This window comes from Chitinophaga sp. 10T418 (assembly GCF_056394125.1).
The window spans coordinates 629464-643011 of the sequence record NZ_JBFTHG010000001.1; the positions used below are offsets into that span (position 1 = coordinate 629464).

A 13548-nucleotide genomic window follows, 5' to 3' on the forward strand; every position below is an offset into this window, starting at 1 on the left:
CTGGTACCGGCATCAAGCCGATGACTATATAAAGAAATATACGAGTAGCAAAATGATGATAAGGTCTGTTCTTGCGTAGTTGGCCCTTAATATTTTCAATGCTTTGGTAATCTGGTTTTTAACTGTTTGTTGAGACAGACCTAAATGCGTGGATATCTGTTCTACGGTCAGATTCTCAAAGCGGCTGAGCATAAAGATTTCTTTCATGCGCTCCGGTAAATGATTGATCGCTTCGAACAGTTCCTGTGTTCTGGCCTTATTATCCACTGTTTCCGTAATTGAATGCGGCTGCGCATCGAAATGCTCAATCAGCTGCTGCAGGTATTTGCGGTAGGTGGCGTTTTTACGGTAAATGTCTATGATTTTGTGGCGGGCTACCTGGTACAGATAGGCCTTCAATGATTCTTTCAGAATCAAAGATTGGCGCTTTTCCCATAAGGAAATAAAGAGCTCCTGCAGTACATCTTTGCTGATCTCTGCCGCATCCAGTTTGCTGTGTATAAATAAATACAATGGCTTACTATAGCGGTCGTAGATGGCATTGAAGGCAGCGCAATCATCGCTTTTAAGCAGCGATACTAACTGGTTATCGGAAAAACTGCTGTACATCGAATTACAGTAGTAATTAAGCGTTTTGGTTGATAATTACTGGAAATGAATGTAAGAAGAAAATTTTGATATTTTCATATTTGGTTACTTGCTTTTTAAAATAACTAAATAACCAAATAATAAAATAATTATATTTTTATCATGCTTCTTTCAGACGCAGTTCATTTTTATATTCTTTTGGTGTTTTACCTACTATTTCCTTGAAGAAACGATTGAAATTGGAGAGATTCTTAAATCCGCAGGAATAAGCGATTTCAGCGATGGACCAGTCTTCTTCTGTCAAACGCTTACAGGCATGGCCTATGCGTACTTCATTCAAAAACTGTACAAAGGACTTTTTAGTGCGGTTCTTAAAAAAGCGACAAAAAGATTGTGGTGACAGATTAGTAATACTGGCCACATCCTGCAGGGATATTTCCTTGGAGAAATTATTCATTACATATTTGAAAACTTCATCAATCTTATGGTTATCCTTTACATTATAAGCATGTGAATAACCCGTGCTGGCCAGGTAATAGCAGTCACGTGTTTCTGATAATGTTTTTAGGATGTGCAACAGGGAAATAATCCTGTCCAGCCCTTCTTTCCTTGGCAGCGCCAGTATTTCCGGCTTCAGCTGCTCATGGGTGGCACCGGTAATTTTCATGCCCCGCTGGGCACGATGGAAAAGCTCACTGAGCGCCTTTGTTTCCGGCAATCCATAAAATTTCTCGCCGAAAATATCTTTAGGGAAATAGATCACTACAGACCTGGCTTTCAGGTTGTCATCTCCCTTATAATATTCTTCTTCATTATACCACACATGTGGTATATGCGGTCCAAGAAACACCATGTCGCCTTCTTCAAAGCTCTCGATGCTATCCCCCACTATTCTCTTCCCGTGGCTTTCCGTAACATATACCAACTCACATTCCGGATGGAAATGGAAAGGTGTATTAAAATAAGGATCACTTCTCTCTATAATGGTGATCTGGTTATCGGCAAAAGCCCCAACTTTAATAAGGATGGGTTTCATTCATGTATTAATTTAAGCTACTATATTACTGTGGCAGTCCTATACTTTATTACCATAACCATTATTCCCACCAGGTGGAACCTTATGTGTGCAGGTGAGCAGTATTGAGATCGTCCTATGAATGATGCCAAATTAATAAAAAGTGGTTAAAAAAATATCATTCTCCCCAAAATAACCAATTTATGTGATAGAAAACTGACATGGTCGCTTTGAATAAGTTTTCAGTACTTCCTTGGAATAATTAACACAACAACGTAATTTCCAAGTTCATTTTGTAAATTACGTCAGGCTAAATCGATGTAGCATTTTTTTCTATGAAAGGGATCTCTATTAAAGATATTGCAAAACAAGCCGGTGTATCTCCTACAACGGTATCTTTTGTACTCAACGGAAAAGCAAAGGAGAAAAGAATCAGTGAACAGGTGAGCAAAAAAATACAGAAAATTGCTACCCGGCTGAAGTATAAGCCTAACCAGCTTGCCCGTGGCCTGCGCACAGGAAAAACAAAAACCATCGGTCTCATTGTGGAAGATATCGCCAACAACTTCTTTGCCTCACTGGCCAAAGTCGTGGAAGACGAGGCCGACAAATACGGCTACAAAGTTCTCTACGGCAGCACAGAAGATAATACAGAGAAAGCAAAAGGCTTGCTGGAAGTACTCAAATACAGGCAGGTAGATGGTTACATCATCACACCCACCAAAAACCTTGACAAGGAAATAGAACTGCTGCAAACGGCCGCCAAGCCAATTGTACTCATGGACCGCTACTTCCCGCATGTAAGCAGCCATTATGTAGTACTCGACAACTTCAAAGGCGCTTACGATGCTACTGCTCACCTGGTGAAACAAGGTTATAAAAAAATTGCCATCGTTACCATCGCCTCAGAGCAAACACAAATGAAAGACCGCCTGGATGGATTTACAGCCGCACTCAAAGACAATAAAATTCCTTTTAATAAATCATTGGTGAAACGCCTGCCATTTGACCTGGACAGGGAAAGCTTTAACAATGAAATAAAAAAATTCCTGACTTCGGTAAAAGATATCGACGCCGTTTTTTTTGCTACCAACTACCTGGGTATTTCCGGTATCGAAAGTATTCGCTCCCTGGGATGGAAGATCGGTAAGGAAATAGGCCTGATAGGATTTGATGATCATGATCTTTTCCGTCTCCACAGCCCGTCTATCACGTGTGTATCGCAACCCATAGCCGCCATCGGCAAACATATTGTAGAAGTACTGATGAATGAATTAAATCATCCTTCTGCTTCGCCACAACAAATTGTATTGGCACCGGAACTGATCGTCAGAGAATCTTCTTCACTCACGTAATCATCTCTTTTTATATTTTATTCTTAACGCCGGCATCACGCCGGCGTTTTTTATGTTTGACCGGCAACACTTTTTTACTTCACAGTGTTAATAATATTATTACCAAAACAATCTAACTACCAAATGACCATGTAGAATTATCTATTCATCTATCTACACCGGGTGGTGATGACACCCCTGCCAATCAGAAAGGGTTGCCCAACGGGTATGATAATTCCTCTGATCCCGTGTATGGAATTGGTTCTACAGGAGATGCCAACATCGCGCACTATTCGCAGCCTAAGCAAATTATTGCGTAGCCCAATTCTCCCAATATCTTCATCACCTTTTCAGAAGTGCAGTTGATGAAGGCGGAAGCAGCAGCCGGGGGCTGGATTGCAGGCGACCCGGTACAGTTCTTTATTAATGGTGTGAAATCCGGTATCTGGCAATGGGGCTTATACTCCAGCAGCATTGTATACAATGATGTTGCAGCAACGGCTTATGTTACTGCACAATCTTTAGCCGTAGCATCCGGTAGTTTGGCGGCTAAGCTGGACGCGATCAACACCCAATATTACATCACTACCTTCCTGAATGAGTATGAAGCGTATGCTAACTGGCGCCGCAGTGGTTATCCGGTATTCACACCTGTGAATTATAAAAACAATGAAACCAACGGGCAAATTCCGCGGAGATTACGTTACCCACGTAGTGATTATGATGTGAACAGAACGAATATAGAAGCGGCAAATGCGGTTCAGGAACATGATGTTTTTATGACGCTGGTATGGTGGGATAAGCCATGAAAAATGCTGTTGAGCGCATTTAAAATCAAAAACACTTTTAGTTATTAATAATAAAGAAGTGGCTATCTCATTTGAGAGATAACCACCTTTTTATGCTGAAATTAGACGTAAATCCTTTACAGGTAAGAGATGTATTGGGGGCTTGCTGTTTTTCGCCAGATTGTTTGGCTGAGGAGTTTCGCATTTGTTTATACGGAATCGATTCGATAAATGTATTCGTTACGTTTATTTTAAGGCATTTTTAACAGTGTGACTTATTACGGATTGTGATGCTATTTTGATAGCTAAGAATAGTATTTTCTCTTTCTTAACGAGCTGTTAACTGAAAATAAAAAAATTGTTAAATCTTTTTTGCACTTCTCATAATTATCCCTAAGTTTGAAACCATTATTCTGACGGGTATGATAAACTTGGTGTGAAAAAGAAAAGTGAAAGAGATAMACCAGTTTTTTTTTAAGGTAGCATGCTAAAACGTTTTACCACTAATATGATGTCAAAATAACAATTAATGCCAATGGAGTAATTCCATTTTTTATTTAAGGACGGAAATCACGTATTTATCAAAAGGATACCTGTGCAATGCAGGTAACTATGATAGCGGAACCTCTGTGTCTTTTGCTTATGTGTCTGATTCACTTGTTATAATTCACTAAACCAAAAGGAAGCTATGCGAAGATCACTTCTTCTCACCACGTTGCTTTTCTTATGCTGCTGTATCACTGCGTGGGCGCAGGATAAGAAAACTTTTACGGGAGCCGTAAAAGATGCACAAGGAACGCCTTTGCCAGGCGTAACTGTAAAAGAGAAAAACGCCTCCAACGGTGCTACCACAGGCGCCGATGGAACATTCAAAATCCAGGTAGCACCTACTGCTACACTCGTTTTTTCCTATATCGGATTTATCAACCAGGAAGTAGCTGTTAATGGACAGTCTACCGTAAACATTGTATTAAAAGAAGACAACAAGAATCTGAACGAAGTGGTGGTAACCGCTATGGGTATTAAGAGAGAAGCCAAAGCATTGGGTTACTCTGTTAGTACTGTAACTTCCAAAGAAATCACTGAAAGTGGAAGCACTAACTTCGCTTCTGCATTGTATGGTAAAGCCGCCGGTGTGAAAATCGTTTCTGCTCCAGGTGGTGCCGCCAGTGGTGTTTCCGTGCAAGTGAGAGGTGTATCCTCCGTGGGCTTAAGTACACAGCCACTGTATGTAGTGGACGGTGTGCCTTTGAGAAACTTTAACGATCCTACTACTAACACTTTCGGCACCAGCAATTCAAGAATTGAGGGAAATGGTATCCTGGACATCAATCCGGAAGACATCGAAACAATGACGATCTTAAAAGGTGCGAGTGCTTCCGCCCTATACGGTTCTGAAGCCACTAACGGTGTGGTGGTAATAACCACAAAGAAAGGTGTAAAAGGTAGTGGTTTGAATGTGGATGTTAACTACGTTTATAACCAGGAGAAATTGGCCTTTTCACCAGATTATCAGAATGAATACGGTCCAGGTTATGACCCCGCCACCAATCTGCAGGTAGGTGCCACTTCTGACGGCTGGATCAAAGATGCAGATGGAGCCATGCACCCTTATTACAGAGCGTACGATCAGTTCGGACCTAAGTTTGATGGTCGTGATGTGAAATACTGGGATGGTACTACCCGCAAATATGAAGCACAGAAAAACAACTACAAGGATTTCTTCCAGAATGGTTACAACTCTGCTGCAAACGTGGCGATTTCCAACGCCAGCGATAAGGGTAGTTTCCGCTTTTCTTACAGTCGTGTAGATTATAAGAGTATCATGCCGGGAAGTAATCTTTATAAAAATAACTTCAACTTCAACGGTACTTTAAAACTGAGCGACAAAGTAAGTGTGGACCTGGTGTCTACCTATAACAACAGTTTCGTTCATAACCGTGCAAATGTGATGAGCAACATATTCGGTTCCTTCGATGGCTTCTTCAGCCGTTTCGATGATATGAATACGTTCTTCAATAAATACCAGACAAGTAACGGTTACAAATACGTAGCCGCGGACAATACACAATACGATCAGGACCAGAAAATGGCCTACCGTTTCCGCGCTACCAACCTGATGGATTATCTGTGGAATAACCTCCGTAACAGATATGATGAAACTCAGAACAGGTTCATTAACAGCGCCACACTGAATGTAAGTCTGCTGAATAGTCTGCGTTTCAGAGGCCGTGTAGGTGGTGATTTCACTAATGTGACTATCACTGATCAACAGTACAATACCAAGCCGGTTGTATACGGATATACTGGTCAGTATGCGTTGACTACCCGTAATAACAATTCGTTTTATGGCGATGCGATGTTGATCTATAACCCTAAAGTGACGAAGGATTTAGATGTATCGTTCACTGCTGGTGTTACCGGTCGTAAACAGAAATACAAAAATCAGTATACACAAACCAAAGGTGGGTTAATGGATGAAAACTGGTTCAGTTTAGTGAACTCAGCAGATCCTATATATGCAACAGGTATCCGTGCAGAACAGATTGATGCAGCTGGTTTTGGTATGGTAAATCTGGCTTATAAAGGCTTTCTGTTCCTCGAAGGAACCGGTCGTTATGAGTCTACCTCTACTTTGCCGGTAAAGAATAACAAATACTTCTATCCTTCTGTTAATGCTGGCTTCCTGCTGTCTGAAGTTGTGAAGCTGCCTTCTTTTGTTGATTATGCCAAGTTCAGGGCTTCCTACGGTCTGGTAGGTAACCATCCGAACATGTACCAGTCCAACGTAGCATACAATCCTTACACCGTTACCATCAGTAAGAACAATATTCCTTACCAGCAAACGAATCCTAATGCTTTTGGTAATGAAGACCTGAGGTCTGAAAAGAAAAGAGAAGCAGAGATTGGTTTCGAAGCCCGGTTCCTGAAAAATAAAATTGGCGTAGACTTTAGCTACTACAACAATAAAATCGTTGATCAAATTTTATTCATGAGTACACCGGCATCCGCAGGTGCTACCTCTCAGATGATGAATGCGGGAGATTTGAGTAACTATGGTTACGAAGCAGCAATTAACGCTACTCCCATTACCACTAAAGACTTCCGTTGGAGTACCCGTTTTAACTTTGCTATAAACAAGAATAAGCTGTCTGCATTGAGAGATGGTCAGACTACCTTGACGATGCAGAGTTATGACGGTGGTTATCTGCTGCTGCAATCTAATGTAGGTGACCCATTGGGTAATATTTATGTACACCCACGCGATAAAGATGCCAACGGTAACTACCTGGTAAATGCGGATGGTATCTATACTGCTAATACCAAAGAATGGGAATTAGCAGGTAACATTATGCCTAAAATTGTAGGTGGTTTCTCCAACTCCGTAAGTTATAAAAATTTTACGCTTGACTTTACAATGGATTACCGCTTAGGTGGTGACCTGGTATCTATTCCTTACTATTACCAGATCGGCGCAGGTATGTTTAACAGTACCCTGCAATACAGGGATGCAGCACATGGTGGTCTTGGTTATGATGCCGTGGACTATGCCAGTGGTAACCTGGTGGCAAACCCGAACGGTGCACATCACGATGGTGTGATCCTGCCTGGTGTAACTGCGGACGGTAAAAAGAATGAGAAGATAATTACTGCTGCACAATATTACATGAATCAGTACGATTGGCAAACCAACGGTTTGTATGAAAATGCCGTAATGAAAAACAGCTATATCAAGCTGCGTGAGGTAACCCTTACGTATAACATGCCTAAACGCATAGTTGAGAAAATGCATTTCCAGGGTCTGCAGTTGTCACTAATAGGCAGAAACCTTTTCTACATATGGAAAACATTACCAAAAGGTTTAGACCCGGAAGTAGCAGTAGGTTCTCAGTGGTTTAGTCAGGGTATTGATGGTGGTACTGCAGGACCAACAAGAAGCCTTGGGGCCAGCCTGCGTGCCCGTTTCTAGTGGATACTGATTTGTAAACGAACTTAACAGCTTAAAATGAAACGTTTTTTAATAAATACTTCTCTGCTCGTTCTACTGGTCGCTACATTCAGTGCCTGTAGGAAACAAATCGCAGATAACTACCCGAATCCGGAGCTAACTACCACCGGTTCTATGAGCAAACTGCTCAGCGGTATGTACATCAACAAGCGTATGCGTCCATCTTATTGGGATTACGCTACGTTCATATTGCCTACGACCGCCGCTTTTGCACAAACAACTGCGCTTTCTCCATCCATTAAAATGTATATTCCTTCTCCAACTTATACGGAGAATCGCTGGATAGATTTTTATGCAGGTGGTAAAAGTGATGATAATGATCTGAACTATGTTGGCCCTGGTATCATGGCTAACTACCGGGAGATGGAGACAACTTTCAGTAAATTAACGCCAGCGCAACAAGCAGATCAACTGGTTTTCCTGAACTGCGCTAAAGTAGTGTTGTATGATCAGGCAGCACAAATGGTAGACCTGTGGGGAGATATTCCTTTCACCAAAGCTGGGTCTCTGAATACTGACCGTGTTGTAATACCTGCGCCTTTTGACAATGCAGCTGCGATCTACGATACGCTGATCACCGGACTGAACAACCTGAACAATTATTTTGAAACCGCCGCTGTTTCTGTTGAAATCCAGGCTAGTTTGACGAAAGCTGATTTCATGCTGAACGGTAGCCTGCCAGCCTGGAGACGTTACGTTAACTCTCTGCGTCTGCGCCTGTTAATGCATACTTCTTATGTGAAAGAAGCCAGCGCAAAAGCTGCAGTAACTACTATGTTGAGTAATCCTGCGAAGTATCCCCTGATCAGCGATAATACTCAAAATGTGCTAATCAAAATGAGTTCGCCTACTTTGAAAAGTGATCTCCAGAGCGCTTTGACAGGTAGCCCATTTGCACCTGCATTTCTGCTGGATACTGTGATGGCTACTAACAGCGATCCACGTACCGATGTATACTGGGATGCCGGTAAGCTTCATGGTATGAAGGGGTTCCCTTCTAACGGTACTGCCAACGATTATGAGAAGTTAGGTTATGCTACCTACGATACAGCTACTTTCTTTAATAACTATAATGTACCAGGTGTAATATTAACCGCCTCTGAAGTAAGTTTCCTGAAAGCAGAAGCAGGTGAAAGATGGGGTATTGGTGCTCCACAAACTGATTATGAAAATGGTATCACACAATCAGTAGGTTTTTACTACAGTATTAACCAGTCTGCTGTATTCAGCTCAGGTACCTGGCCAATATTGCCTACGCCATCCGGTACTGCTATCAGTAGTTTCATTGCTAAGCCAGCTATTGCCTACACAGGTACTACCCAGCAGAAACTGGCGAAGATCTGGACACAGAAATGGGTGAACTTTTTCATTCTGCAGGCAGGTGAAGCATGGACGGAAGTAAGACGTACAGGCTATCCTGTATTGCCTTTCGCCACAGGTACAGCTTCTGGTTCGACTGTTGCACCACAGCGTTTACTGTATCCGTCTACAGAGCAGATTTACAATCCTACCAATTATGCTCAGGTAGCCGGAAAAGATAAAGCAGATATCAAGATCTTCTGGGACGTGCGTTAAGCCCTGTTATCAGTCATCTTGTTACAATAAAAAAACGTCCCGGATTTTCCGGGACGTTTTTTTATGATCCTATAGAAAGATATTACCCAATCATATTCTTAATCTCACTCAGCTTCAGCAAGGCCTCCACTGGTGTTAACCGGTTAATGTCCACAGTTTCCAGCTTTTCACGAATTTCCTTGAAAGTATCACTATGCGCATCAAATATATTCAGCTGTAATTTCTGCGAAGGCGTATTGAGTTGTTTTACATTTTTCTGTAAAGGTGCGTCAATATGTTTTTCTTCCAGGTTCGCCAATACTTCGTTGGCACGGTTGATCAACTCAGGCGGCATCCCTGCCATGCGGGCCACGTGAATACCAAAGCTGTGGCGGCTTCCACCTGGTGCCAGTTTACGCAGGAAAATAATTTTATTGCCGGACTCCATATTGGTGATATGGAAGTTCTTCACCCGGCCATGTTTATTTTCCAGTTCATTCAACTCATGATAGTGGGTAGCAAACAGTGTTTTAGGGCGATGCTCCGTCATATCGTGGAGGTATTCCACAATGCTCCAGGCAATGGAAATACCATCGTAGGTGCTGGTTCCACGGCCTATTTCATCAAGTATTACCAGGCTACGCGCGGTGATGCTGTTGATGATGCTGGCGGTTTCGTTCATTTCCACCATGAAGGTAGATTCTCCTCCACTCAGGTTGTCAGACGCGCCTACGCGGGTAAATATTTTATCCGTCAGGCCAATGTCTGCACTGGTGGCTGGTACAAAACTGCCCATATGTGCCATCAGGGTGATGAGGGCTGTTTGTCGTAACAGGGCGGATTTACCACTCATGTTGGGACCGGTAAGGATAATGATCTGCTGGTTTTCTTTATCTAACTGCAGGTCATTGGATACATATGTTTCACCGGCAGGCAGTCCTCTTTCTATCACCGGATGCCGTCCTTCTTTGATCAGGAGGTCAAAGCCATCGGTGATGTTGGGGCGACGGTATTTATATTGTACTGCATTCTGCGCAAAACATAAGAGGCAGTCAATTCTGGCAAATACCTGCGCATCTTCCTGTACCGGTTGAATAAATGCCTGCAGTGCCAGGACGAGTTCTTCAAACAGCCTGCTTTCGAGTACCTGTATTTTATCTTCTGCCCCTACAATCTTTTCTTCGTATTCTTTCAGTTCGGGGGTAATATATCGTTCGGCGTTGGCGAGCGTTTGTTTACGCATCCAGCGATCCGGTACTTTGTTTTTATGCGTGTTGGTTACTTCCAGGTAGTAGCCAAAAACGTTGTTGAAGGCTATTTTCAGGGAAGGGATGCCGGTAGCTTCTGATTCTTTTTGTTGTATCTGCAGGAGATAGTCTTTGCCTTTGTTGGCGATGTTGCGTAGTTCGTCCAGTTCAGCATTTACGCCTTCTTTAATACAGCCGCCTTTGTTTACCAGTACCGGCGGGTTCTCCATGATTTCATTGAGAATACGGTCCAGCAGGGGAGTGCAGGGATCCAGTTTTTCGTTCAGGCGTTTCAGGTAGTCGCTGCTGCTATCAGCGAGGAGTGCCTGTACGGCCTGTACCTGTTGCAGGGAGCGGGCCAGCTGCATCACTTCGCGTGGATTTATTTTTCGCAGAGGTATTTTGGATACCAATCTCTCCAGGTCGCCGGTTTGTTTCAGGTGATGTACCAGTGATTTGGAAAGATCTGTTTCTTTGATGAGGTATTCTACGGTATCCAGTCTTTCGTTGATTCCTTTGATATCGCGGAGCGGGAATACCATCCAGCGTTTGAGTAACCGTGCGCCCATAGGCGTTACGGTGTTATCCAGTACTTTTAGTAGGGTATGACCGTTTTCCACACTGCTGTTCAGCAGTTCCAGGTTACGCACAGTGAAGCGGTCCATCCAGAGGAAGTCTTCCTGGCTGATACGTTGCATGCGGGTAATATGCTGGAGGTGGGGGTGTTCGGTATCTTTCAGGTAGTGGAGAGTAGCACCGGCAGCGATGATAGCGGCTGGTAGTCCTTCTACACCATAACCTTTCAGGGAATGTGTTTCAAAATGTTTGAGCAGTATTTCTTCTGCATAGGTGGTGGTAAAGATCCACTCATCCATGGTGTAGGTATAGAAGCGGGTGCCGAAAGTAGCTTTAAAATGTTTCTGCTGCTGTTTGGCGAACAGTACTTCTGCGGGGCGGAAGCTTTGCAGGAGTTTATCCACATATTCTATACTGCCTTCTGCGATAAAAAATTCGCCGGTAGAGATGTCCAGGAAAGATACGCCGGTGGTATCTGCTCCAAAATGTACGGCTGCCAGGAAGTTGTTGCTTGAATTTTCCAGGAGTTTATCATTGATCGCTACGCCGGGAGTCACCATTTCGGTAACACCACGTTTCACAATGCCTTTTACTGTTTTGGGATCTTCCAGCTGATCGCATACGGCTACCCGGTAGCCGGCTTTTACCAGTTTATGCAGATAAGTATCTAACGAATGGTGTGGAAATCCTGCCAGGTCTACATAAGAAGCGGAGCCATTGGCTCTCTTGGTTAATACGATGCCCAGTACCCGGGCGGCTATAACTGCATCCTCATTAAACGTTTCATAAAAATCGCCAACACGGAACAACAGTACGGCATCAGGGTATTTATCCTTGATGGCTTTATGTTGTTGCATGAGCGGTGTTTCTTCCGTTTTACTTTTTGCCATGGCGCAAATATATAAAACTCATCCCATCCTATTATCTTTGCAGGTGATGAGAAAATTAAGCATGGATGAACTGGGCCGTAAAACGGTGGCTGAGTTTAAGGCGGCCAATAAAACGCCTATCGTACTGGTACTCGATAATATACGCAGCATGCACAATGTGGGCTCCGTATTCCGTACCGCAGATGCTTTTTTGGTGCAAGGCATCATTCTTTGTGGATATACGCCGGTACCTCCACACCGGGATATCAACAAAACAGCGCTGGGTGCCACTGAAACGGTGGAATGGCAGTATTTTGATACCACGGTGAATGCGGTAGAAGAGCTGAAAGCAGCTGGTTACAAAGTGATGGCCATAGAACAGGCGGTGAACAGTCACATGCTGGATAGTTTCCAGCCTCCGGCGGATCAGCCACTGGCGCTGGTTTTTGGTAATGAAGTGAGCGGAGTAGACGGCGAAGTGATGAAAATAGTGGACGGCTGTATCGAAATTCCTCAGTTGGGTATGAAACATTCTTTGAATATTTCGGTGACGACGGGTATTGTGGTTTGGGATATCTTTGTAAAGCTGTTAGCTATTAGCCGTTAGCTTTTAGTTATCAGAAAGCAGTAATTATTATTAATAAGCAGCTATTAGCAGTTTAACACTAAAAGCTAATGGCTAAAACCTAAAAGCTAGTATGATTTCTACGGTTAACAAATACTTGTCGCTGGTAAAGTTCAGTCATACCATCTTTGCCATGCCTTTTGCCCTCACCGGCTTTTTCATGGCCACTACCAAAGGTGGTGGTAGCTTTAGCTGGGCTACATTTGGCCTGGTGATATTATGTATGGTGTTTGCGCGCAGCGCCGCCATGGCGTTCAATCGCTGGCTGGATGTGGATATTGATAAGCTCAACCCACGCACGGCGAAAAGAGAGATACCAGCAGGTATCATTTCTCCCAAAAATGCCCTGTTTTTTATTATTGCCAATGTTGTTTTATTTATTGTAACTACCTGGTTTATCAACCGTGTCTGCTTTTTCTTATCACCGGTAGCTTTACTGGTGGTACTGGGATATAGCTATACCAAGCGTTTTACGGCCCTGTGTCACCTGGTATTGGGTGTTGGATTGTCGTTGGCGCCAATAGGTGCCTACCTGGCTGTAACGGGCGAATTTGCCCTGTTGCCGGTACTGGTATCTTTCCTGGTACTGTGCTGGGTGTCAGGTTTCGATATTATCTATTCCCTGCAGGATGAAGACTTTGATAAGTCACAGCAATTGAACTCTATTCCGGCGTGGCTGGGGCTTTCCGGAGCGCTGCGTTTTTCGGAATTATTACATGTGGTGGCGGCAGCGTTGGTGGTGACTATCGGGTTAACCGGCCATTTTCACTGGCTGTTCTGGATAGGTGCTGCTGTATTTGTAATAATGCTGGTATCGCAACACCTGCTGGTAAAACCGGATGATCTCAGCAAAGTCAATATTATGTTCATGACCACCAATGGTATTGCCAGCGTGGTATTTGCCGTATTTGCCATTGCCGATATGCTCATTTTTATATAAACC

At 43.3% G+C, this 13548-nt stretch carries 9 protein-coding genes; 6 read left to right on the forward strand and 3 right to left on the reverse strand.

Annotated elements, in window-relative coordinates; all coding sequences use genetic code 11:
- Positions 1-24: 24 nt before the first annotated feature.
- Together AC1DCV_RS02640 and AC1DCV_RS02645 are read right to left on the reverse strand one after the other, a co-directional pair.
- The gene (locus AC1DCV_RS02640; RefSeq protein WP_477021710.1) at positions 25-609 is read right to left on the reverse strand and encodes an RNA polymerase sigma factor; all 585 of its coding nucleotides are present in this window, start codon (positions 607-609) and stop codon (positions 25-27) included.
- Positions 610-748: 139 nt separating this feature from the next.
- Complete coding sequence (locus AC1DCV_RS02645) at positions 749-1624, reverse strand: AraC family transcriptional regulator (RefSeq protein WP_441572360.1); 876 nt, start codon at positions 1622-1624, stop codon at positions 749-751.
- Positions 1625-1938: 314 nt separating this feature from the next.
- Between AC1DCV_RS02645 and AC1DCV_RS02650 the strand changes: the two genes are divergently transcribed.
- From AC1DCV_RS02650 to AC1DCV_RS02665, 4 genes are all read left to right on the forward strand, one after another.
- Positions 1939-2958 (forward strand): LacI family DNA-binding transcriptional regulator, encoded by a 1020-nt coding sequence (locus tag AC1DCV_RS02650; RefSeq protein WP_477021711.1) that lies wholly within the window; start codon positions 1939-1941, stop codon positions 2956-2958.
- A 314-nt stretch (positions 2959-3272) separates the two neighbouring features.
- Positions 3273-3746, forward strand: coding sequence for a SusD/RagB family nutrient-binding outer membrane lipoprotein (locus AC1DCV_RS02655; RefSeq protein WP_477022073.1), 474 nt, complete (start codon positions 3273-3275; stop codon positions 3744-3746).
- A 667-nt stretch (positions 3747-4413) separates the two neighbouring features.
- Positions 4414-7695, forward strand: coding sequence for a SusC/RagA family TonB-linked outer membrane protein (locus AC1DCV_RS02660; RefSeq protein WP_477021712.1), 3282 nt, complete (start codon positions 4414-4416; stop codon positions 7693-7695).
- Positions 7696-7731: 36 nt separating this feature from the next.
- A complete protein-coding gene (locus AC1DCV_RS02665; RefSeq protein ID WP_477021713.1) occupies positions 7732-9309 on the forward strand; it encodes a SusD/RagB family nutrient-binding outer membrane lipoprotein in 1578 nt (525 codons plus the stop codon).
- 82 nt (positions 9310-9391) lie between these two features.
- On the opposite strand, the gene mutS is transcribed toward AC1DCV_RS02665, so the two are convergent.
- Entirely contained in the window at positions 9392-12001 is a 2610-nt protein-coding gene (gene mutS, locus AC1DCV_RS02670; RefSeq protein WP_477021714.1) for a DNA mismatch repair protein MutS, read from the reverse strand.
- Between the two features lie 46 nt (positions 12002-12047).
- Here mutS and AC1DCV_RS02675 point away from each other — a divergent pair, with 46 nt between their 5' ends.
- Together AC1DCV_RS02675 and AC1DCV_RS02680 are read left to right on the forward strand one after the other, a co-directional pair.
- Positions 12048-12587, forward strand: a complete 540-nt coding sequence (locus tag AC1DCV_RS02675) for an RNA methyltransferase (RefSeq protein ID WP_477021715.1) — start codon at positions 12048-12050, stop codon at positions 12585-12587.
- A gap of 91 nt (positions 12588-12678) precedes the next feature.
- Complete coding sequence (locus tag AC1DCV_RS02680; protein ID WP_477021716.1) at positions 12679-13545, forward strand: UbiA-like polyprenyltransferase; 867 nt, start codon at positions 12679-12681, stop codon at positions 13543-13545.
- Positions 13546-13548 lie beyond the last annotated feature (3 nt).